The organism is Cohaesibacter haloalkalitolerans (genome assembly GCF_003574655.1).
GTDB classification, from domain to species: Bacteria; Pseudomonadota; Alphaproteobacteria; order Rhizobiales; family Cohaesibacteraceae; genus Cohaesibacter; species Cohaesibacter haloalkalitolerans.
Genome location: NZ_QNUM01000002.1, coordinates 288,339 through 309,094, shown reverse-complemented (window position 1 = coordinate 309,094; position 20,756 = coordinate 288,339). Strand labels below are relative to the sequence as shown.

Genomic DNA, 20,756 nt, shown 5'->3' with positions numbered 1-20,756 from the left:
AGGGATCAATCATTTCCCCGATTTAATGGCTTCGGGTATATACTTAGGCAGTAGATGTGGTCAAACCAGTACGCAGAATGCTGAAATTATAATGTTTCCAGCGTGATAGCCCTCACTTGTCAGAGCGGCTGGGCAGCGGCTTCCGCTGCTTTCAACGCCTTCAGGTTGGCACGTTTGACAGCATGCTCGCGCCAGATGGTGAAGGCTCCGGCAGCCACGACAATGACGCAGCCGAGCAGCATGACCATGGTCACGTCTTCGGTGAAGATGAAGTAGCCAATGAGCAGTTCATAGACCAACTGGAAATAGGTGATGGTCTGCACGGTCACGGCTTCGGTCAGGGCCAGCGCCTTGATGAGGAAATAGTGGCCGCTCACGCTGGTCACACAGAGCGCGCCGAGCCACAGCCAGTCGACCGGAGTGATCGGTGCCCAGAAGAAGGGACCGACGACGCTGGTCACGATCAGGCCGATAACGCCGGTATAGAAGAAGCTGACGAATGCCGAATCGTGCCGCCCCGCGATGCGGGTCATGATGTTGTAGAAGCCCAGCGTCAGGGTGCAGAGAACCGGCATGACAAGCCACGGTGACAATTCCTGCCCGAACGGGTTGATGATCAGCATCATGCCGCTCATGCCGATAACGATTGCCAACCAGCGCCGCCAGCCAACCGTTTCGCCCAGCAGCGGCACCGAGAGCACCGCAACAACCAGTGGACTGGCCGCAAAGATCGCCTGACTCATGGCAAGGCCCACATAGGCGAAGCTGAGGATGGAGATGATGATCTGGCCGACCAGCAGAAAGCTGCGGGCGATCTGCAGCCAGAGATGATTGGTATGGATCGCCTGTCGGAATCCCTTCTTCGATCTCAGCGCCCAGACAATGGCAAACAGCGCAAACGCCCAATAGCGGACCATGGTAATCTGGACCGGGGAGTAGCTTGAGCCGATGACCTTTGTAATGGTGTCCTGAGCGGCAAAAATCGTGACGGCAAGCATTGCGTAGAAGGGACCGGAAAGTCTCATGGGGCAGCTTTCAAACGGGGGAGGGAGCGACAGAATTCGGAGAAAACCGAACAATCGCGCAATTTAAGAATGGTGATAATTATCCATTTCAATCGTTATAAATTCAAGTGTTTATTCGGCAAACGACAAAACTATCCAGTTTCCCGTCAACCTCGGCCGCGGCGAAGCGATGATCTGCGCATGGTGCCCTGAGCGTTGCCGGAGAACTGGATAGACGGGCAGGATAAAGGGGCAGTTTGCCGAGGGAGGGGGCTGGCTGGCCGCTGAAACAACAAGGGGAGCCGAAGCTCCCCTTATCAAGATGCAATGTTGAAACGGTTCAGGCTGCCCTGACCGATGACAGGAAGCTTGCGATCTGATTGCGGATACGCTGGGTTTCCTCTGCCACGGAGTGGGACCCCTTGAGCACTTCGCGGGCGCTTTCGGAGGTTTCGGACACCGAGGCTGTGACTTCGTCGATGTTGGCGTCAACGGCGGTCGTGCCATGGGCCGCCTTCTGGATGCTTGAGCTGATTTCAAGCGTTGCCTCTCCCTGCTGCGACACCGCATCGGCGATCGAGCTGGTGAAGCTGTTGACATTCTGCATCGAAGCAGCAATCGCCTCAATGGCCTGTACAGCGTCCTTGGTTGCCAGCTGGATGTCGCTGATCTGGGCGGATATTTCCTCGGTCGCCTTGGAGGTCTGGTTGGCCAGCTCCTTGACTTCGGCGGCCACAACCGCAAAGCCTTTGCCTGCTTCGCCTGCGCGGGCGGCTTCGATCGTGGCGTTGAGCGCCAGCAGGTTGGTCTGCTCGGCAATGTCGCGGATCAGGGTCAGAACCTGCCCGATACGCTGGGCCGAGCTGTCAAGGCTTGCCACTTTCTCGTTGGTGTTCTGGGCCGCCCGGGAGGTGTCCAGTACAACGCGCTGGGCTGCGCCGATCTGGTTGGAGATCTGGTCGACGGAAGAGGCAAGCTCTTCTGCCGAAGAGGCGACTGTTTCCACATTGGTCGTCGCGTGGGTGGAGGCGGTTGCCACTTCACGGGACTGCGAAAGGGTGCTCTCGGTCTTGTCGAACAGGGCCTTTGCAATGGTTTCAAGGCTGTTGCTGTGCTGACCAACACGATCAAGCATGTCGCTGATGCTCGACTGGAACTGATCGATCAATTTGTCAATCGAGCCAGCGCGGGCCTTTGCCCGTTCCTGGATCTGTTCCTGTTCCTCAGCCAGCGTGGTCGCTTTGTTGTGAGCGACATTGACCTCATCGATTGCCTCGTTGGCGGCGGAGATGGCCTTTTCCAGCGTTGCCGTCAGCCAGATGAGAACCCCGGCCTGCAGGATCAGCCCTGCAGCATGCATCAGAACCCGGATCATGTCGGCACCATCCGGGAACACGGCCATCGGATAGGCGAAGTTGAGCACCAGATGATGGACGGCCATCACAGCCGCGCCAATCACGATTGTGCGCCAGTTGCACCAGCCAGCCAGAACCGCCAGCGTGGCAAAGAAATACATGTGCCAGTCGATCTGGTAGGGATGTTCAGAGAAGATATAGACAATCAGGGCGACCTGAGACGCAAGGGCCACGGCGCTGAGATCCTGTGTCATCAGGGAGGCTCGGCTCTTGAGCGCCGAAAGCGTCGTAACGCTGGCTCCGACCAGCGCAACCGCCACTGCGATCCAGCTGCTACTGCTGGTCAGGGAGACGGTAAAGACAGCAGCCAATCCGACATTCAGCCACAGAAGCCCTACGATGAATTTCAGAAATTGCGCTCTGATGCTATTGAGGTTGATCATGACACCTACTCACTTATTATTGTTTTATTCAGTTGATCCATCGAGCGAAGGCGGGTCACTCCTTCGTTCTTTCAGCAGACGTGTCGGGAGGCAGGACGAGAATGCTTCACCACATCCAACAAACCGGACATCTGATTGATAAAGGCACTGCCTGCTCTGGCTCGGTTCGTCATGGACACCGGGGGGGGGGGGGTACCTCGTGACAGCCGGTGTTGGCGTTCCTCGCACGGCGAGCACCTGTTGATGAACAATGCCCTTTGTTGGTTGCTCTAACTATGGAGAAAGTAATTAAAAAACAGGTAATTAAGTTGGTATTCCTCATCTATGGACAAAAAAATGGTGCAAACTCACGAGACGGGTGGACCTTGGGGTATTATCAGGCGTGTATGCTTGGGAGATGGAGCTGGCTGAGGTGTTTGAGGAACAAGCCGGGCGCGCGGCATGACACATTTTTTTGAAGCAATCAGGTCTACGGTTGCGAAATGGGCCGGGTTGATGAAGCGGGATACGCTGACTGTATGGATCGCCGCTCGTGATCCTATGACGCCATTGCGGGCGAAGGTGTTGGCGGCGGCTGTTGCCGCCTACGCGCTTTCGCCAATCGACCTTATCCCAGATTTCATCCCTGTGCTTGGTTGGCTCGACGACCTGTTGATCGTGCCATTGGGTATCTGGCTTGTCCTGAAACTGTTGCCGCCCGACGTGTTGGTGCGTTGCCGGGCGAAGGCCGAAGCGCTCACCTTGCGGCCAATGAGCCGGGCCGGCCTCGTCGCCGTGCTGTTGACATGGTGTCTTGTTGCCACGGCGGTTGTCCTGTGGGTCCTCGCCTAAAGGCCCCAGATAGAACCCCAAAATGTCAGACAGGCTGGCAGGGAAGAGTGCCGTCCGCTGTCTGAGCGCAACATGGCCCGAAACCGAAGTTGAGATTTATTGTGGCTTGTAGCTGAGAAACGTCAGTCTGGTGTCACCGTAGCTGCGGTCTTCGAGCTGTTCGAAACCCTCCGGGATCGACAGCTCGGCCTTGGCATCTTCTTCCCAGACGATCAGGGCGCCGGGCACCAGCCATCCGCCCCTGTCGGCGCTGGCCAGAGCCTGTTCACCAAGCCCCTTGTTGTAGGGCGGGTCCATGAACACCAGCGTAAAGGGCTCCATCGTGCCCACATCCCCAAGCTTGGTGGCGTCGCGTCGGAAGATCTTGGCGACACCATTAAGACCGAGGGTTTCCATGTTGGTACGGATCAGCCCGCGCCCTTCGACGCCATCCTCGACAAACAGCGCCGCCTTGGCCCCGCGTGACAGGGCCTCACAGCCCAGCGCCCCGGTCCCTGCAAACAGATCCAGCACCCGTGCATCGACAACGACATTGTCATAGCTGTGGGCGAGGATGTTGAAGAGCGTTTCCCGCACCCGGTCGGTTGTCGGTCGGATATCCTGACTTTTCGGGCTGGCGAGCTGTTTGCCTTTGGAGCGTCCACCTACGATGCGCATGATCGGATCCTGGGTTGGGCTTGGATGATGTGCGGTGAGGCACCGCCAAGACAAGGCGGCGATGCCATCAAAAGAGGAGGGCAGGAACTGTCCTCACTCCGAGAGTATTGAAGGGGGCATCAGGCCCGCCTCGTCAGCGCGAACCGCGATCCGAGCCGCCGCGCGGTTTGCCGCCACGGAACCCGCCGGGACGATCTCCGCCACCGCTGCGTCCGGACGGACGGTCGCCAAACTTGCCAGCCGGACGGTCCCCAAACTTGCCAGAGGGACGGCCACCGGAGCGCCCTTCGGAGCGTCCTTCTGGGCGAGCGTCGGAACGAGCGCCTGATGCGCCGAACTTGCTGCCACCGGGTTTGCCAGAACCGGACTTGCCAGCGCCAAACTTACTTGCGCCGGAATAGCCACCCTTCTTGACGATGCGGGCATTCGGATCCATCAGATCGGCCTTGTGTGGACGGCCGCCTACCTTGCGGGCGCTGCGCCCTTCGGATTTCTTGCCATCGGCGCCTTCTTCGCGATAGACGAAGTTGGTGCGTCGTGGAGCCGCCGGGTCGAACTTCTTGCGTTCGGCGTAAGGCACGGCATTGTAGCTGACTTTTTCACGATCAGCACCGCGATCATCACCATCGCGACGATCCCTGCGGTCGCCGCGATCTCGCCGATCATCGCGATTCCTGTCGCCACGATTCCGATCACTACGGTCTCTGTCGCCGCGACTTCTGTCACCGCGATCCCTGTCACCGCGATCCCGGTCACTGTCCTCGAAGCGCTTCTTGCCGCCCTTCTGTTCGGACATGACGCGGGCGCCTTCCTTGGCCGACAGATAGCCGCCCTTGGCACCGCCGGATTTCTTGCGATCGTCCTTCTTGTCCTGCTTTGGCTCTTCCTTGGGCAGTTCGGTGAGGATCGGGGCGTCGAAATCGGCACCGGCTTCCTCAACGAGGCGTTCGCCAAGCTGGTCGCGCAGCACGCGGCCCTTGACTTCCTGCACCTTGCCTTCATCCAGATCCAGCAACTGGAACGGACCATAGGACACGCGGATCAGACGGTTCACATCAAGGCCGAGATGGCCCAGAACCTTCTTGACCTCGCGGTTCTTGCCTTCGCGCAGGGCAACCGTGATCCAGACGTTGTCGCCGACCTCGCGTTCCAACTGGGCATCGATCGAGCCATAGAGCACGCCTTCGAGCGCAATGCCATCAGCCAGACTGTCGAGCTGAGCCTGCGTGACCCTGCCATAGGCCCGCACGCGATAGCGGCGCAGCCAGCCGGTGGTCGGCAGTTCCAGAATCCGCGCCAGACCGCCGTCGTTGGTCAGCAGCAGCAGGCCTTCGGTGTTGATGTCGAGACGTCCCACGGTGATCACGCGCGGCAGACCCTGCGGCAGCTTTTCAAAAACCGTTGGTCGGCCTTCCGGATCGGACGTGGTGGTCACCAGACCGCGCGGCTTGTGATAGAGCCACAGACGGGTGCGCTCACGCACCGGCAGCGGTGCGCCATCGACCAGAACCTTGTCGTTGGTGTGAATGTTAACAGCCGGTGTCTCCAGCACCTTGCCATTGACCGTTACGCGGCCTTCTTTGATCCAGGTTTCCGCATCGCGGCGCGAGCAAAGTCCGGCGCGTGCCATGATCTTGGCAATGCGCTCGCCTTCTTCCAGCGCGCGGGTCGGTGGAGTGTAGGCCGGACCTTTCGGCTTGTCGTCGGCAGGCTTCTGGAAGCGCTGGCTGTTCATCCGGGGTGCCGAAGCAAAGCTCTTGCCGGTGCCTGCACCGGAGCCTCCGCCAAAACGGCGCCCCTTGTCGAAGCTGCGATCCTTGTTGAAGCCCCGATCCTTGTTGAAACTCCGGTCCTTGTTGAAGCCGGCGCCACCTTCCCGTTTTGGACGGCTGTCGGGGCGACTGTCATAGCGGCTGTTGCTGCGGTCATTCTGGCCGTCCCGGTCCGGACGGTCGCTGATACCGCGCATGTTGCGCTCTTCGGCTGTTTCGCGGCGCGCGTCGATACTCGGTGACCAACCGGCATTCCGGTCATCATCCCGCTTGTCAAAGCTCTTCTTGCCTGCGAATTTGCCACCGGGCTTGCCGGAGAATTTCCCGCCGGGCTTCCCGAAGGACTTGCCGCCCGGTTTACCCGAGAATTTGCCGCCCGGTTTGCCGGAAAATTTGCCATCCGGTTTACCGGAAAATTTGTTAGAGGCATTTTTGCGCATGCCGCCGCTCTTGTCGGAGGTCGATGCGAAATTGTTGCGATGGGCGCCGTCGCGGCGCGCATTTTCGGACCCTTCTGGCGACGTCGCGTCGGCAGAACGGTGTCCTTTGTGAGCAGATTTGCGTTCCATGGCGAAAGCCTTTACCACAAGTGCTGAACAGAAGGCGAGAGGAAATCGTGCTCGCGAATGCATAGCTGTCAGATTTTGCCGACAAGGCTAACAGAAGAGTTGATACATGGCACAAAACCCGGCCAAACCGACCCTCAAAGAGGTTGCCGACAAGGCTAGCTTCATGGAAATGGCGCTTGAGGAAGCCCGCAAGGCCGAGGCACGCGGGGAAGTGCCGATCGGCGCGGTGCTCGTCCATGAGGGGAATGTTCTGGCGCGGGCGGGCAACCGGACCATCGAAACCAATGATCCGACCGCCCACGCCGAGATCGTCGTGATCCGCGAGGCCTGTGTGCAACTGGGGAGCCAGCGACTGCCTCAGTGCGATCTCTATGTGACTCTGGAGCCTTGCCCGATGTGCGCTGCCGCCATTTCCTTCGCCCGGATCCGTCGGCTCTATTATGGCGCCGTGGATATCAAGGGGGGAGCAGTCGAAAGCGGTCCCCGGCTTTACAACCAGCCAATCTGCCACCACGCCCCGGATGTCTATTCCGGTATCAGCGAGACACAATGTGCTGAGCTGTTGACGTCCTTCTTCAAATCGCGGCGAGACTGAACGCCAGACGGTGACGGACGGCAGAAAGGCATCGGGAATGGGGCTCAGTCGACACGGTGTTCTCCTTCCGAGCGATGCCATAGACCTGCCGGGCCATATTGAAGGTCAGGCTGCATCGCGATAATGTCCAGCCGCCTGACAATGGGCCGCAAGTCGCTCCATCCAGAGCCGAAATCACGGATCGTCCGAAGCTGTTTGAAGCGCGGTCCGGTCTGTGGCAGACTCGGCGACCAGACAAGCCGATCGTGGTGATTCTGCCTTTCTTTTCCTCCAGATCATGTGTGCCCTTCTCGATGAGCGAAAGCCTTTCCAAGATCCGACAGCTAGACGAAGCAACCATCAACAAGATCGCCGCTGGCGAAGTGGTTGAACGGCCTGCCAGTGTCGTCAAGGAACTGGTGGAAAATGCCATCGATGCCGGGGCTGACCGGGTCGAGGTGGTGACCGCCGGTGGTGGCAAGAACCTGATCCGTGTATCGGATAACGGGCTGGGGATGTCCCGGCAGGATCTGCAAATGGCCATCAGGCGCCACTGCACCTCCAAGCTCAATCCCGATGATCTGATGGACATCCGCCATCTGGGGTTCCGCGGCGAGGCTTTGCCTTCCATCGGCTCCATCGCCCGGCTCGGCATTACCTCGCGCCATGCCTCCGAGCCGCACGCCTGGGAGATTGCAGTGGAAGGGGGCAAGGAGAGCGAACCCAAACCTGCCGCCCTCAACATCGGCACGCGGATCGACGTCAAGGATCTGTTTTTCTCGACGCCCGCCCGCCTCAAGTTTCTCAAGACCGACCGGGCCGAGAATATGGCCGTTTCCGAGGTCGTCAAGCGCATCGCCATGGCCAATCCGAAGGTGCGCTTCAGCCTGACCGGAGAAGACCGCTCCCGCCTCGAATATGCCTCCGTCAATGGCCCGGACGCCCATCTGGTGCGCATGGGGCAGGTGATGGGCAAGGACTTCCGCGACAATGCGGTCGAGATCGATGCCCTGCGTGACACGGTGCGGCTCACCGGCTTTGCCGGGTTGCCAACCCTCAACCGCGCCAACAGCCTGCAGCAGTTCGTCTTCGTCAATGGCCGCCCGGTGCGTGACAAGATGATGCTTGGCGCCATTCGGGGCGCCTATGCGGACTATCTCTTCGGAGGCCGCCACCCTTGTGTCGTGCTGTTCATCGACCTCGATCCCCACGAGGTGGACGTCAACGTGCATCCCACCAAGGCCGACGTGCGCTTTCGCGATGCCGGTCATATTCGCGGGCTGGTGGTGGGGGCCATCCGGCAGGCCATCGCCGCAGCCGGGCATCGCTCCACCAACACCGGAGGCTCGGCGACGCTGGCCGCCCTGCGTCCGGACGGGGTGCGGGCGACCGGGGCTGGCAGTGCGATCCTTTCAGGAACTTCTCCGGCCCTTGCTACAGGCACGCCCGAGCGTCCAGTGACAGGGCTGCGCCCGCAGGCCTACCAGCCCGCCAAACCACTCAACTGGGATTGGCGCCAGAGTGTCTACGCCCCCGGCGATGCCGATGATGAAGCCGCAGCCGGTAGCCTGTCCGAAGGGCAGGATAGCGCTGAGAGCGGCTTTTCCCAATCATCCGTCGGCGCAGCGTCAGGGCTGGCCGAGGCTGGCATGAGCAGTGACTTTGCCGGAATGCCTGTATCGGGGATGCCCCCATCCGAAATGCCCCCATTCGAAATTCAGGGCCGCATGGCTGATGTTGCGATCCCCTCGGCAGATGCCCGCGCCAACGATAGCGACCTCGATGCCGCTGCACTGGCCCGGCCACTGGGCGCCGCACGGGCGCAGATCCACGAGAATTACATCATCGCCCAGACCGAGGATGGTCTGGTGATTGTCGACCAGCATGCCGCCCACGAGCGCCTTGTCTATGAGAAGCTCAAGGCCTCTCTTGCCCAACGCGGCATCGCCCGGCAGGGGCTGTTGATCCCCCATGTGGTGGAACTCGATGAGGATGATGTTCACCGCCTGCTCGAAGCAGGCGAGGATCTGGAACGTCTTGGCCTGACGCTGGAAAGCTTCGGGCCGGGTGCCGTTGCGGTGCGGGAGACCCCGGCCATTCTGGGCAAGCCCAATATCGAGCGGCTGGTGCGCGACGTCGCCGACGATCTGGCCGAGTGGGACAAGTCGACCCGCGTCGAGGAAAAAATCCTGCATGTGGCTGCCACCATGGCCTGCCATGGCTCGGTGCGGTCCGGTCGTCGCCTGCGGGCCGAGGAAATGGATGCGCTGCTGCGCGAAATGGAAGCCACGCCGCATTCCGGTCAGTGCAACCATGGCCGCCCGACTTATGTAGAGCTCAAGCTGAGCGACATTGAACGGCTGTTCGGCCGAAGCTAGCAACCACGCGCGCGGGGGCCCTATTCGATTGTCGGGATATCCTTGCCGGTATCCTCAGCCTCCGGACAGGCATAGGTGAAGCGATAGCGCGGTTCGACCACCAGTCGGCCCTTGCTGATCGGGCAATCCTTGCGGCCCGTTTCATCGAGATATTTGCGTGCTGCTCGGAGGTGGGTCTCCTTGCCGGGCAAGACATTGGCCATGCCCAGCGCCAGCCCGTTGATCAGGCCTCCCTTGAGGGACGCTCCGAGCGATGGCGTCGTGGTCACCGTCTTCTGCTCGACATTTTCCATGATGCGATAGGATTGACCATCAAGCTCCACATGGCGCACATCGGTGATTGAAGTCACATCCTCGGTCACGCCGGAACAGCCGACAATGGAACCGCTGGCAAGCAGGAGCAGCATGGCCCAGATTGCGCCCCGAAATCCCGAGGCAACGGCAGGGCAGGGTCTGACAGCCTTCATGATGATTCCCTTTGAGGCAGCGTTGGAGGCCCGCAATCTTGTCGTGTATATGGTTGTGGGTACATCGAAAACAGGCGCCGAGAGCCGAAGCTTCCTGCCTATCCCCTGCTTTTTGCCCCCTGTCGGCGAAAAGGCGAGGGGGCTCGTCATCTCCCTGTCATACCAATCAAGTGAAACAGTCCCCAAATCCAGATTGGCTGATGTCCCATCTTCAAACCAACAGGCGAATGAGCAAATGAACCATATCCGGCATGTCCTTGACGCTGCGACCTACTCCTACGCCGGGTTTCTCCGGCTTTTGCAGGAGACCGCCGCTCAGGCCGAATGCATGTTCTTTGCCATCCTGCTGGCTGTCTATGTCGCCGTGGGGGCTGATGCAGGACAGTTTGCCATTCTCGGCTTTCTCTTCCTGTTGACCATTGCCATCGAGGCCCTGAACACGGCTGTGGAAGTTCTGGTGGATCATTTGACCAATGAATTCGCCGAATTCGCCCGACAGGCCAAGGATCTGGGGTCCTTTGCGGTCTTTTGCGGCTTGACCATGATGTCGCTATACAGTCTTTATGTGGTCTATAGCCACCTGTAACCGAAGAGACTGACAGCATCATGCGCAAGAACCGTCCGCAACTCACAAGGGTCAAGAACCAGATTCCGGGTCGGACCCGCGCGATCAAGGGGACCGGCGGCATCGCGTTGTTGATCCTTGCCTACTATCTGGTCTTCGGAATGTCTTTCGATGGCGAAAATGTCTATCTTCTTGCGGGTGTTCTGATTGTGGCGTTTGCCTCTTTCGGCTTTGGCTGGGCCTTCGCGTCACAAGGAATCATGGGCTGGTCTCGCCAGTATGAGATTGATCTGGACCGCCGAGAGTTGACGCAGGTAACGGCATCGATACTGGGGCGTTCCAGACCGTTTGTCGTACCTTTCGTGCGCATTGCCGGGTTCCAGTTGCTTCCCGCTGATAGCTCCAGTGATCCGGCAGGCAGGACCAATGTGGAATTGGCCGATATCCATGGTGGCATTCTGCTGCAGATTGAGACTTTCGCAACCCGCGCCGAAGCCGAAGACATCGTGGCGCGCATCAAGGCCGCCGTCGCCGAGGATGCAGACCCGGACGAAATAGCGTCCTCACGATGACAGGTCGGACACCCGGCCCCAGCGAACCCGCGACCACAGCCTTTCGTGAAAACAGTAGAAGATGAAACTGACGATGGCGGAAGCGATGGCTATGCCGCTGCTCGCGGTCAGCGAGCGGGTGAAGAGATAACCCACGAGGGTCATGGAAACGAGCCCCATGAGCTGCCAGCTGATGGCCTTGGCGATTGTTCTTGTTCTGCTATCCATTTTTCCTATCCATTATTCCTGTCCATGTGACACGACTTTGGGTTGGCTGTTGTGCTGTCCCTGAGCGACAGGCAGGCACATTGCGTCCTTGCTGTGCGGTCGTCCCGCGCAGCAGTCTGGTTGATCAATGAAAATAAACTGGATGCCGGGGGAGGGAGACCTTCTGAACAGGTATCTTTGATTTCTCGGCTATTCGTTTGTAGCGCAGAGTCCGGGGGCTAGACAGTCTGTGCTTTTGCTGCATAAAATGCAGTTTGCAGACTTAAATCAACATTGGTGAAGAAAATGGACAGGCGAGACCGCGCAACCCTCTTTCGTGAACGGTTGCTGGCGGCGATGGACCACAGTGCCATGTCGCGCAGTGCCTTGGCGCGGGCAACCCGGGTGGATCGCTCGACCATCGGGCAGTTGCTGAAAGAGGATCTCGCCCGTTTGCCCAATGCCCAGCTTGCGGCCGATGCCGCCATGGCGCTCGGGGTTAGCACCGATTGGCTGCTTGGGCTCACCGATCGGCCCGAACGACCGGGAGACATCGTGGCCGCGTCTCTGGCGCTGAGCCCGGCCGAACGCAGCGCAGCCGATGCCCAGATTCTGGGCTGGCACAAGGAAGCGGCTGGCTACAAGCTGCGGCATGTGCCCGCAACCCTGCCGGACATGCTCAAGACCGAGGCGATGCTGAAGTGGGAATATGCCTCTGCCTTTGAAAACACTTCACAACTGGCCATCGAAGCCATGCAGGAGCTGTTCGCGTGGCTTCGCTCCGGTCAATCGGACTATGAGATCGCCATGCCGATGCATGAGTTGAACGCCCTTGCCTCGGGTAGTGCCTATTACGCGGGGCTGGCGCGCGAGGTGAGGCTGGAGCAACTTTCCTCCATCTCCCGCTTGTGTGAGGATCTCTACCCGCGTCTGAGGTTGTTTCTGTTTGACGCGCACCACATATTCAGCGCGCCAGTGACCATCTTTGGCCCCAAGCTGGCCGTTGTCTATATCGGAGAGTTCTACCTCGCCTTTCGCGAGAGCGCACGGGTGGCTTCGCTGACCAGCCATTTCGACCGGTTGATACGGCAAGCCTCAGTCGATCCGAGGGACGTTCCCGGTTACATTAATGCACTGAGGAAGGACCTTTGAAAAAGGCCCTTCTCGTCGCCGTGATCATGTTGAGCAGGGAAGCCTAGCGCTTGCTCGGGCCGGAATCGAAGCCGACCAGAATCTGAACGTTGCGCTCACGCGGCGTCGGAATGGCAATACCCTCGTCGACTTTGGCAAACAGGCCGGAGCGATCCGGCGGGGCCAGCATCACCGGCACCTTGTGCAGCTGGGAATAGAGCACGGTGTCCTTCTGCTTGATCACGATGCGCAGCGGCAATACGGCCTTGTCCTTGTCGGTGGACTTCGGCCCGCCGAGAACCCGGCCTGCAACGCCGACCTTGATGAACATCTCTGCGCCCATGTCGGTGCATTCCCGCGCGGTCTGGGTGATGTTGGCCTGATGGATCAGCATATTGGCATTGCCCTCGCCACCCTTGGCGTAGGACTGGTAGACATTGGTGTCACCCAGAATGCTGACCGAAGGGCAATAGCCGTTGATATTCTTGGCGTTGGAAAGAATGAGATTGGTGGTGCTGTCAACGATCGCGCCACCGTTGGCCACATCCGCAGCGCTCGACGTCACCCCCGGTGTTGCAGGGGCCGATGCTGGGGAGGTGGCCTGACTATCTGTGGATTTGTTGCCAAAGGAAGGCATCTTCATGCCGCCGGGGCCGGTTATGCAACCCGAAAGGGAAAGCCCCAAGGCGCCCACGGCTGCCAGTTTGCAGATATTGGAAAAAGATACCGACATCATCCACTCTTTCTAAACGCACCACTTACTACGCATCCATGGCAAAGGGGATCCGGTGTCTTCAGAGCGACTCGATCCTGGCCCATGCCCTTGTTTGGCCCAGACTTATAGCATAATTGAGGCCGATGGCGAATAATAACCGGCATCCTGCCAATTGCAATTCATCAGGAAAGCCAAATTGCTGTCCACCGTTCCTTTCTTGCATAGTCTGGCAGCAAAAATCCATTCTCTTTACAGGGGATTCTGCCTGAGAATGACTTTTCCAAACCTTCTCACCTTGACAGGAGCCGGTTCACACTCTTCATATCCCTGTTATGAGCGATTTGCTTCAACCCCTCCCTCAAGGTGAAGACAACATGAGCAAGACGAACCCGCCGCTGGAAATTCTTCTGTGCGCCCCTCGTGGCTTCTGCGCAGGCGTTGACCGGGCGATCCAGATCGTGGATCTGGCTCTCAAGACCTTCGGAGCTCCCGTCTATGTGCGTCATGAGATTGTCCATAACAAATATGTGGTTGAAAGCCTGAAGGCCAAGGGCGCGGTGTTCGTTGAGGAACTGGACGAGATTCCCGAGACCGACCAACCGGTGATCTTCTCGGCCCATGGTGTGCCCAAATCGGTGCCGGAAGCGGCAAGGGCGAAGAATTTCTTCTATCTCGATGCCACCTGTCCGCTGGTTTCCAAGGTTCACAAGGAAGCCATGCTGCATGACAAGCGCGGCCACGAGGTGGTTTTGATCGGCCATGCCGGCCACCCCGAGGTGATCGGCACCATGGGGCAGCTTGCCGACAATGTGGTCAAGCTCATCGAGACGGTGGACGATGTGGCCGACTTCGAGCCGCGCGACCCGGACAATCTGGCCTGGATCACCCAGACGACCCTGTCGGTGGATGACACCGCGGGGATTGTCGATGCGCTGAAGGCCCGCTTCCCCAACATTCAGGGGCCGAACAAGGACGATATCTGTTACGCCACCACCAACCGGCAGGAAGCGGTGAAGACCGTCGCCCCCCGCGCCGATGTGATGATTGTGGTCGGTGCGCCCAACAGTTCAAACTCCAAGCGCCTGCGCGAAGTGGGCGAGAGGGCTGGCTGTCGCCAGTCTCTGCTGCTTCAGCGCGCCGCCGACATCGACTGGGGCAGCCTTGGCGACATTTCGTCGGTTGCCATCACGGCGGGCGCCTCGGCCCCGGAAATTCTGGTCGAGGAAGTCATCGAAGCCTTTTCCGCCCGCTATGCGGTAACCGTCGAGGTTGTCACCATCGCCAAGGAAGACATGGTCTTCAACATCCCGCGCGAATTGCGTGAAGCGGCCATCGCCGCAGGCGTGCTGGAAGAAGGCCCCAAGGCAGAGCCCGTCAGATAACGGCCGGAGCCATCAAGCCTGAAAGGCTCGAATAGAAACAATGGGGAAGGGCCGGGCACAAGCGGCCCCCTTGCATCGGAAATAGAGAAGACAAGTTGAAAGGGGACCGATATGGCGGTCTATACGGAAGTCAGCGATGAAGAACTGAGCGCCTTTGTAGACAACTACAATGTGGGCGCACTCACCTCCTACAAGGGCATCGCGGAAGGCGTTGAGAACTCGAACTTCCTTGTTCAAACCGAAACCGGCCCCTATATCCTCACGCTCTATGAAAAACGGGTCAACCCGACCGATCTGCCCTTCTTTCTGGGGCTGATGGAACATCTCTCGGCTCGTGGCCTCAACTGCCCGACCCCGCTCAAGAACAGCGAAGGCAAGGCCTTGGGGCACCTGGCCGGACGGCCCGCCGCCATGGTCACCTTCCTTGAGGGCATGTGGGTACGGCGTCCTTCCGTCGAGCAGTGCGAGCAGCTTGGAGAAGCCATGGCCCGCATGCACAAGGCTGGCGAGGGCTTCGAGATTGTGCGTCCCAACGCATTGTCGGTCGGTGGCTGGCGGCCGTTGTTTGCCATGTGCGCCAACCGGGCCGACGAGGTGCAGAAGGGGTTGCAGGCGGAAATCGAGAAGGAACTTGAGTTCTTCGAGGCTCACTGGCCGCGCGATCTGCCCAAGGGCATCATTCACGCCGACCTGTTCGTTGACAATGTTTTCTTCCTGAGGGGCGCCCTGTCGGGCATCATCGACTTCTACTTTGCCTGCAATGACCTTCTGGCCTATGATATTGCCATCTGCCTCAACGCCTGGTGCTTCGAGCCTGACGACATGTTCAATGTTACCAAGGCCCGCGCCATGCTGAAAGGCTACCAGTCGGTGCGTCCGCTACAGGTGGAGGAATACAATGCCCTGCCGCTGCTGGCTCGCGGGGCAGCCTTGCGCTTCCATCTCACGCGCCTCTATGACTGGCTGAATGTGCCGGAAGGGGCGCAGGTCACGCCCAAGGATCCGATCGAATATCTCAAGAAACTTCGCTTCCATCGCTCCATCCGGACACCGATGGATTATGGCATCGAGCGCTAGGATCAGGCCGGATCAACGGCGACAGCACAGAGGGACAGGATGAGCAGTTGCGGCATCAACACCGGGACAAAGGCCAAGGATGATCCCTTCCTGTTTCACAATCACTATCCCCTGCCGGTTCGCGTGATGATCGGACTGTTCGGGGTGGTGTTGTGGCTGTTGCCCTATGCGCTGCTGGTCGCGCCCCAGTGGAACCGTTTCAACTGGGTGCTGATCCCCTATGGTCTTCTGGGGCTGCTCGGCGCGGCGGGCGGAACGTCCTTCCTGCTCTCGGCGCTCATGGGGGAGGCGCGGGATACACGACTCGATCTTGAAGGGCAGCAGCTGATCCAGACCACCCGCGACTGGCTGTTGCGCCGCCGCGAGACACGGACGCCCTTTGCGGATATTTCCATTCTGGAGTTTCACCGCCCCAACTGGGCGACCGACGAGACGGTGATCGAGATCCATCCCATTCTGGAAAATGGCGACAGCCTGCCCGCCTTCGGGGCCTTTCCATCCGAGGAAGAGGCCGAAAAAATCCGCGAGCTGATGGGCTTCCGCTCCCACGGCATGGTCGAGGTTTCCGGCATGCGGGCACTCTCGGATCGCTGGCGTGGTCGCCTGAAGGTGATCAATGGTGGCCAGAACGGATCTGATCGCAACGATGATACCCCTTCAAACATCCACCGTCTGCACTAGAGGGCTGGCCACGCCTTTCGGCATCTAGCCGGGCAGTCCGTCGAACTCCGGCAGAGCGGCCAGATCGTCATCCCACTCGGCACGCGAGCTGGTGAAGATATGGGCTTCGGGGCGCATCGCCAACGGTGTGTCGAGACATCCTGCCGGCACCAGAACCAATCCTAGTTCGGGTTGGGCCAGGGGTAGGGGCGAGCCGCAGTTTTTGCAGAAGCAGCGCGCATGGCGGCTCTCGGGAACATGATAATGGCACAGCAGGTCTTCGCCGCTGAGCCAGACCACAGTTGCCGTCGTGCTGAACAGATTGGCGGTGTGGGCCGTGCCGCTGGCCTTGCGGCAGCGCTGGCAGTGGCAGAGAAAGAAATGCTCGAAGGGGCCATTGATCTCGAAGGCCACACCGCCGCACAGGCAGCTTCCCGTGTGATGGTCCGTTTGATGCGTGGTCTGTTCGGTATGAGACATGGGATGCTCCTTTTCGCAGGTCTATAGGGGGTGTCGGCAGGGTATCAATAACCGCTGGCATCAGCGTTGGCCGGGCAAACAAAAGGCCTCCTTGCGAGGCCTCTGGTCATGTCGTCTTGAGCGAACGTCTGCCGTTACTTCAGGGCATCAAAGCCCGATTTGAAGCCATTGAGCTCGATAGGAATGCCGATGCCTTCTTCCGGCGTCTGGAAGACGATGAAGGTCGCGGTCTTGCCCTCTTCCAGAAGCTTGAGCAACTGGTCATCCATAATGACTTCGGCGATGCAGCCCTGTGGCAGGCAGCGCACAAAGCCTGCATTGCCCACATCAGTGCTATCCACATGCAGGCCGAGGCCATGGGGCAACAGCACGCCAAGCGGCGTCAGCACACGCAGGATGCGAGCCGACTTGTCTGCGGTTTTCAGGATAATCACGGTGAGCCCCACATTGTCACGATCTGCCGCAGTCACATACTGCATCAGCGCGCATTGCTCGGACGGTGAACCCGGAGGCGTATCGCAGCGGATTTCCCAATCGCCATGCTTGGAGCGCACGGCCCCTTGTGCATTGGCGTCACTGGCCGAAAAGCCGATGGTCACGAGAGATGTCAGGAGAAGGGCTACGGCAAACAAGGCGCCAGATGGCAACTTGCTGAAATAACGAACCGGGGCGTGCTTGCAGGTCATTGAAGGTGTCACCATGACTATCGCCCTAAAGGGCATGAAGGGGCATGAAGCGTGTGGGACGAAAACCGGACTCTATTTGCCTGATTCGCCGACCCGCTGTCTTGGAAATGCTTCCACAGACAGCACTAGGCTTCAATTGTGGCAATAAAATATTGGGGATATTTCCAGTGCATTGCGTCTCGTTCGGGGAATGACGCATGTGGATATTTTTGAATAATAAAGAATAAATTGTGAAGTAGGGCATTCTGTCGCACTAATGGACTATGCGCAGAGGTTGCGACATCCGGTCGCATGTGTCTGAATATTCCCGACTTGATCTGAATCAAATTGAAATTCGGTACGACCCTGTTCTTAGGCCGGTTTCCAGAAAAGCAAGACAAGCGGAAACCGACCGGTCCATGAGCGGAAAGGCCCTGTGGCCCGAGAGCTTGCACGAGATCTGGCCAGAGACCTTGCCAGAGACCTTGCTCAAGGCCATGACGGCGCGTCGAACCATCATTCCAGAAAGCAGATCAGCAAGACATCCGGCGATGCGTGTTGACCGGCGCCCCGGATTTGAGAGGTTTGACAAGGGAGGTGCGACCGTGGTGATCGCCAAACAGGGTTTCAACAGGCAATGCCTCATCCGCACGGCGGGACGGGGCATGGCGGCATTCATCGCCGCAGCAGTCGTCTGGTGCATGTCGGCAGGCGCACCGGCGCTGGCGTCACAGCCCGTCAAATGGGGCGCGTCCCTGCAACCGGCGGCCTCACCAGTGATGGAAGACGTCCATTGGTTCGGCAGCTTCACCTTCTGGATCGTCATTCCGATCGTGCTGTTCGTGGCGCTTCTGCTGGTCATCGTTCTTGTCCGCTTCAACGCCAAGGCCAACCCGGTTCCCTCGAAGACATCGCACAACACGCTGCTGGAAGTTGCTTGGACCGTGGTTCCGATCCTCATTCTGATGGTGCTGGCGGTTCCTTCCTTCCGCCTGCTCTACAAGCAGATGGAGGTGCCCGCCGCCGACCTTACCGTCAAGGTGACCGGATACCAGTGGTACTGGGGCTATGAATATCCCGACACGGAAGGGGTCAGCTTTGACTCGCTGATGCTCTCCGACGAGGAACGGGTCACCAAAGGCACAGGCGAGCCGCGCCTTCTGGCCGTTGACAACGAGATGGTTGTCCCGGTCGGCAAGGTGGTGCGTCTGCAGATTACCTCCGCCGATGTCATCCATTCCTATGCCATGCCTGCCATGGGCGTGAAAATGGATGCAGTGCCCGGCCGTCTCAATGAAACCTGGTTCATGGCCGAGCGCGAAGGCATCTATTACGGCCAGTGCTCCGAGCTTTGTGGCAAGGATCACGCCTTCATGCCGCTTGCGGTGCGCGCGGTGAGCCAGGAGCAGTTCGACCAGTGGCTGGCCGCTGCCGCCGATGATGTCGAAGCCGCCAACAAGGCGCTGCTCGCCGGGATCTATCCGCAGTCCAACCTCAAACTGGCCGCGCAATAGCGCCAACGCACAAGGGAGCAAACTCATGTCTGTAACCACTGCCCCAACTGCGCATGGTGATGCGCACGCAATTCCGACCGGCTGGAAGCGCTGGGTCTATTCGACCAACCACAAGGATATCGGCACCATGTATCTGATCTTTGCCATTGCGGCAGGGATCGTCGGTGGCCTGTTGTCCGGTGGCATCCGTCTGGAGCTGCACGAGCCCGGGCTGCAGTTCTTCAAGAACCCGCACATGTTCAACGTGTTCACCACCGGCCACGGGCTGATCATGATTTTCTTCATGGTCATGCCTGCGCTCATCGGTGGTTTTGGCAACTGGTTCGTCCCGATCATGATCGGCGCACCGGACATGGCCTTCCCGCGCATGAACAACATCTCCTTCTGGCTGCTGCCGCCGTCTTTTGCGCTGCTGATCATCTCGCTGTTTGTTGAAGGTCCTCCGGGCGGCACCGGCTTTGGCGGTGGCTGGACGGCCTATCCGCCGCTTTCCAGCACGACGGGACACCCCGGACCGGCGATGGATCTGGCGATCTTCGCGCTGCACATCTCGGGCGCATCTTCGATCCTTGGTGCGATCAACTTCATCACCACCATCTTCAACATGCGCGCGCCAGGCATGACCCTGCACAAGATGCCGCTGTTTGCCTGGTCGGTGCTGGTCACCGCATTCCTGCTGCTGCTCAGCCTGCCGGTCTTTGCCGGGGCCATCACCATGCTGCTGACGGACCGCAACTTCGGCACTTCCTTCTTCAAGCCTGAAGGCGGCGGCGATCCGGTGCTCTACCAGCATCTGTTCTGGTTCTTCGGCCATCCGGAAGTGTATATCCTGATCTTGCCGGGCTTCGGCATCATCTCGCACATCGTTTCCACCTTCTCGCGCAAGCCGATCTTTGGCTATCTCGGCATGGCCTATGCCATGGTGGCCATCGGTGTCGTCGGCTTCATCGTCTGGGCGCACCACATGTATACGGTCGGTCTCGATGTCGACACGCAGGCCTACTTCCTGTTTGCGACCATGGTGATTGCGGTGCCAACGGGCATCAAGATCTTCTCTTGGATCGCCACCATGTGGGGCGGCTCAATCAGCTTCCGCACGCCAATGTTGTGGGCGGTGGGCTTCATCTTCCTGTTCACCATTGGTGGTGTCACCGGCGTCCAGTTGGCCAATGCTGGCCTCGACCGCGCCCTGCATGATACCTACTATGTGGTGGCACACTTCCATTATGTGCTGTCGCTCGGCGCTGTCTTTGCCATCTTCGCTGCCTGGTACTACTGGTTCCCGAAGATGTTCGGCATCATGTATAACGAGACCCTCGGCAAGCTGCATTTCTGGGTGATGTTCATCGGCGTCAACCTCGTCTTCATGCCGCAGCATTTCCTCGGGCTTCAGGGCATGCCGCGCCGCTACGCCGACTATCCCGATGCCTATGCCGGCTGGAATGCCGTTTCGAGCTACGGCTATTACATCACCTTCGTGGCGGTCTGCATTTTCCTTTACGGCGTCTTCGAGGCCTTTTCCAAGAAACGCGTGGCCGGAGACAATCCATGGGGCGAAGGGGCCGATACCCTCGAGTGGCAGCTGTCTTCACCGCCACCGTTCCACCAGTGGGAAGAATTGCCCCGTATTCGCTAGGGGGTAAAGGGCAAGTGAGGAGGCCCGTCGCCAAGGCTTGATCGCTCGAGCCTTGGCGTTTCAAGCCCCGCACCGCCCTCTGGCCGAACCGCCAGCAAACAAGACGATGGAAGAGAAAGACAA

20 protein-coding genes are annotated in these 20,756 nt (G+C 59.3%); 11 read left to right on the top strand and 9 right to left on the bottom strand.

Annotated elements, in window-relative coordinates; all coding sequences use genetic code 11:
- Positions 1 to 119: 119 nt before the first annotated feature.
- Both DSL70_RS05255 and DSL70_RS05250 read right to left on the bottom strand, forming a co-directional pair.
- Positions 120 to 1,025, bottom strand: a complete 906-nt coding sequence (locus DSL70_RS05255) for a DMT family transporter (protein ID WP_119306858.1) — start codon at positions 1,023 to 1,025, stop codon at positions 120 to 122.
- 319 nt (positions 1,026 to 1,344) lie between these two features.
- Positions 1,345 to 2,802 (bottom strand): methyl-accepting chemotaxis protein, encoded by a 1,458-nt coding sequence (locus DSL70_RS05250; RefSeq protein ID WP_119306857.1) that lies wholly within the window; start codon positions 2,800 to 2,802, stop codon positions 1,345 to 1,347.
- 441 nt (positions 2,803 to 3,243) lie between these two features.
- Between DSL70_RS05250 and DSL70_RS05245 the strand changes: the two genes are divergently transcribed.
- A complete protein-coding gene (locus DSL70_RS05245) occupies positions 3,244 to 3,633 on the top strand; it encodes a YkvA family protein (protein ID WP_119306856.1) in 390 nt (129 codons plus the stop codon).
- Positions 3,634 to 3,729: 96 nt separating this feature from the next.
- Here the strand turns inward: DSL70_RS05245 and rsmD are convergent, their stop codons facing one another.
- A complete protein-coding gene (gene rsmD, locus DSL70_RS05240) occupies positions 3,730 to 4,290 on the bottom strand; it encodes a 16S rRNA (guanine(966)-N(2))-methyltransferase RsmD (RefSeq protein ID WP_119306855.1) in 561 nt (186 codons plus the stop codon).
- Between the two features lie 133 nt (positions 4,291 to 4,423).
- Positions 4,424 to 6,259 (bottom strand): pseudouridine synthase, encoded by a 1,836-nt coding sequence (locus DSL70_RS05235; RefSeq protein WP_119307279.1) that lies wholly within the window; start codon positions 6,257 to 6,259, stop codon positions 4,424 to 4,426.
- A 478-nt stretch (positions 6,260 to 6,737) separates the two neighbouring features.
- Here DSL70_RS05235 and DSL70_RS05230 point away from each other — a divergent pair, with 478 nt between their 5' ends.
- Together DSL70_RS05230 and mutL are read left to right on the top strand one after the other, a co-directional pair.
- Positions 6,738 to 7,226, top strand: a complete 489-nt coding sequence (locus DSL70_RS05230; RefSeq protein WP_205563161.1) for a nucleoside deaminase — start codon at positions 6,738 to 6,740, stop codon at positions 7,224 to 7,226.
- A 293-nt stretch (positions 7,227 to 7,519) separates the two neighbouring features.
- Positions 7,520 to 9,583, top strand: coding sequence for a DNA mismatch repair endonuclease MutL (gene mutL / locus DSL70_RS05225; RefSeq protein WP_119307277.1), 2,064 nt, complete (start codon positions 7,520 to 7,522; stop codon positions 9,581 to 9,583).
- Between the two features lie 20 nt (positions 9,584 to 9,603).
- On the opposite strand, the gene DSL70_RS05220 is transcribed toward mutL, so the two are convergent.
- Positions 9,604 to 10,050, bottom strand: coding sequence for a hypothetical protein (locus DSL70_RS05220; protein WP_119306854.1), 447 nt, complete (start codon positions 10,048 to 10,050; stop codon positions 9,604 to 9,606).
- A 235-nt stretch (positions 10,051 to 10,285) separates the two neighbouring features.
- Here DSL70_RS05220 and DSL70_RS05215 point away from each other — a divergent pair, with 235 nt between their 5' ends.
- The gene (locus tag DSL70_RS05215) at positions 10,286 to 10,636 is read left to right on the top strand and encodes a diacylglycerol kinase (RefSeq protein WP_119306853.1); all 351 of its coding nucleotides are present in this window, start codon (positions 10,286 to 10,288) and stop codon (positions 10,634 to 10,636) included.
- 20 nt (positions 10,637 to 10,656) lie between these two features.
- Complete coding sequence (locus DSL70_RS05210; protein WP_119306852.1) at positions 10,657 to 11,187, top strand: hypothetical protein; 531 nt, start codon at positions 10,657 to 10,659, stop codon at positions 11,185 to 11,187.
- Here the strand turns inward: DSL70_RS05210 and DSL70_RS05205 are convergent.
- Positions 11,179 to 11,394, bottom strand: coding sequence for a DUF2061 domain-containing protein (locus DSL70_RS05205; protein WP_119306851.1), 216 nt, complete (start codon positions 11,392 to 11,394; stop codon positions 11,179 to 11,181). The genes DSL70_RS05210 and DSL70_RS05205 overlap by 9 nt on opposite strands.
- A 285-nt stretch (positions 11,395 to 11,679) precedes the next feature.
- Between DSL70_RS05205 and DSL70_RS05200 the strand changes: the two genes are divergently transcribed.
- On the top strand, positions 11,680 to 12,525 hold the full coding sequence (locus tag DSL70_RS05200) for an XRE family transcriptional regulator (protein ID WP_119306850.1): 846 nt from the start codon (positions 11,680 to 11,682) through the stop codon (positions 12,523 to 12,525).
- A 43-nt stretch (positions 12,526 to 12,568) separates the two neighbouring features.
- Here DSL70_RS05200 and DSL70_RS05195 read toward each other — a convergent pair whose 3' ends face one another.
- Positions 12,569 to 13,237, bottom strand: coding sequence for a hypothetical protein (locus DSL70_RS05195; protein WP_162916372.1), 669 nt, complete (start codon positions 13,235 to 13,237; stop codon positions 12,569 to 12,571).
- 356 nt (positions 13,238 to 13,593) lie between these two features.
- Between DSL70_RS05195 and ispH the strand changes: the two genes are divergently transcribed.
- The 3 genes from ispH (at position 13,594) to DSL70_RS05180 (ending at position 16,359) form a co-directional block, all read left to right on the top strand.
- Entirely contained in the window at positions 13,594 to 14,601 is a 1,008-nt protein-coding gene (gene ispH, locus DSL70_RS05190; protein ID WP_205563160.1) for a 4-hydroxy-3-methylbut-2-enyl diphosphate reductase, read from the top strand.
- Positions 14,602 to 14,712: 111 nt separating this feature from the next.
- Positions 14,713 to 15,678: a homoserine kinase gene (locus DSL70_RS05185; protein ID WP_119306847.1), complete on the top strand. Its 966-nt coding sequence runs from the start codon at positions 14,713 to 14,715 to the stop codon at positions 15,676 to 15,678.
- Positions 15,679 to 15,717: 39 nt separating this feature from the next.
- Positions 15,718 to 16,359, top strand: coding sequence for a hypothetical protein (locus tag DSL70_RS05180; protein WP_119306846.1), 642 nt, complete (start codon positions 15,718 to 15,720; stop codon positions 16,357 to 16,359).
- 24 nt (positions 16,360 to 16,383) lie between these two features.
- On the opposite strand, the gene DSL70_RS05175 is transcribed toward DSL70_RS05180, so the two are convergent.
- Both DSL70_RS05175 and DSL70_RS05170 read right to left on the bottom strand, forming a co-directional pair.
- Positions 16,384 to 16,818 carry a GFA family protein gene (locus tag DSL70_RS05175; protein ID WP_119306845.1) on the bottom strand — a complete coding sequence of 145 codons (435 nt, stop codon included), beginning with the start codon at positions 16,816 to 16,818 and terminating at the stop codon, positions 16,384 to 16,386.
- A gap of 134 nt (positions 16,819 to 16,952) precedes the next feature.
- The gene (locus tag DSL70_RS05170; RefSeq protein ID WP_245418099.1) at positions 16,953 to 17,519 is read right to left on the bottom strand and encodes an invasion associated locus B family protein; all 567 of its coding nucleotides are present in this window, start codon (positions 17,517 to 17,519) and stop codon (positions 16,953 to 16,955) included.
- A gap of 629 nt (positions 17,520 to 18,148) precedes the next feature.
- Between DSL70_RS05170 and coxB the strand changes: the two genes are divergently transcribed.
- Complete coding sequence (coxB, locus tag DSL70_RS05165; RefSeq protein ID WP_119307276.1) at positions 18,149 to 18,997, top strand: cytochrome c oxidase subunit II; 849 nt, start codon at positions 18,149 to 18,151, stop codon at positions 18,995 to 18,997.
- A gap of 25 nt (positions 18,998 to 19,022) precedes the next feature.
- Complete coding sequence (ctaD, locus tag DSL70_RS05160) at positions 19,023 to 20,633, top strand: cytochrome c oxidase subunit I (RefSeq protein WP_119306843.1); 1,611 nt, start codon at positions 19,023 to 19,025, stop codon at positions 20,631 to 20,633.
- The last annotated feature ends 123 nt before the right edge of the window (positions 20,634 to 20,756 follow it).

Bases quoted from the DNA above. Each gene is read 5' to 3' on its own strand.
- DSL70_RS05255 (WP_119306858.1), bottom strand. From the start codon at position 1,025: ATGAGACTTTCCGGTCCCTTCTACGCAATGCTTGCCGTCACGATTTTT.
- DSL70_RS05250 (WP_119306857.1), bottom strand. From the start codon at position 2,802: ATGATCAACCTCAATAGCATCAGAGCGCAATTTCTGAAATTCATCGTA.
- DSL70_RS05245 (WP_119306856.1), top strand. From the start codon at position 3,244: ATGACACATTTTTTTGAAGCAATCAGGTCTACGGTTGCGAAATGGGCC.
- rsmD (WP_119306855.1), bottom strand. From the start codon at position 4,290: ATGCGCATCGTAGGTGGACGCTCCAAAGGCAAACAGCTCGCCAGCCCG.
- DSL70_RS05235 (WP_119307279.1), bottom strand. From the start codon at position 6,259: ATGCGCGGTATCAGCGACCGTCCGGACCGGGACGGCCAGAATGACCGC.
- DSL70_RS05230 (WP_205563161.1), top strand. From the start codon at position 6,738: ATGGCACAAAACCCGGCCAAACCGACCCTCAAAGAGGTTGCCGACAAG.
- mutL (WP_119307277.1), top strand. From the start codon at position 7,520: ATGAGCGAAAGCCTTTCCAAGATCCGACAGCTAGACGAAGCAACCATC.
- DSL70_RS05220 (WP_119306854.1), bottom strand. From the start codon at position 10,050: ATGAAGGCTGTCAGACCCTGCCCTGCCGTTGCCTCGGGATTTCGGGGC.
- DSL70_RS05215 (WP_119306853.1), top strand. From the start codon at position 10,286: ATGAACCATATCCGGCATGTCCTTGACGCTGCGACCTACTCCTACGCC.
- DSL70_RS05210 (WP_119306852.1), top strand. From the start codon at position 10,657: ATGCGCAAGAACCGTCCGCAACTCACAAGGGTCAAGAACCAGATTCCG.
- DSL70_RS05205 (WP_119306851.1), bottom strand. From the start codon at position 11,394: ATGGATAGCAGAACAAGAACAATCGCCAAGGCCATCAGCTGGCAGCTC.
- DSL70_RS05200 (WP_119306850.1), top strand. From the start codon at position 11,680: ATGGACAGGCGAGACCGCGCAACCCTCTTTCGTGAACGGTTGCTGGCG.
- DSL70_RS05195 (WP_162916372.1), bottom strand. From the start codon at position 13,237: ATGTCGGTATCTTTTTCCAATATCTGCAAACTGGCAGCCGTGGGCGCC.
- ispH (WP_205563160.1), top strand. From the start codon at position 13,594: ATGAGCAAGACGAACCCGCCGCTGGAAATTCTTCTGTGCGCCCCTCGT.
- DSL70_RS05185 (WP_119306847.1), top strand. From the start codon at position 14,713: ATGGCGGTCTATACGGAAGTCAGCGATGAAGAACTGAGCGCCTTTGTA.
- DSL70_RS05180 (WP_119306846.1), top strand. From the start codon at position 15,718: ATGAGCAGTTGCGGCATCAACACCGGGACAAAGGCCAAGGATGATCCC.
- DSL70_RS05175 (WP_119306845.1), bottom strand. From the start codon at position 16,818: ATGTCTCATACCGAACAGACCACGCATCAAACGGACCATCACACGGGA.
- DSL70_RS05170 (WP_245418099.1), bottom strand. From the start codon at position 17,519: ATGGTGACACCTTCAATGACCTGCAAGCACGCCCCGGTTCGTTATTTC.
- coxB (WP_119307276.1), top strand. From the start codon at position 18,149: ATGGCGGCATTCATCGCCGCAGCAGTCGTCTGGTGCATGTCGGCAGGC.
- ctaD (WP_119306843.1), top strand. From the start codon at position 19,023: ATGTCTGTAACCACTGCCCCAACTGCGCATGGTGATGCGCACGCAATT.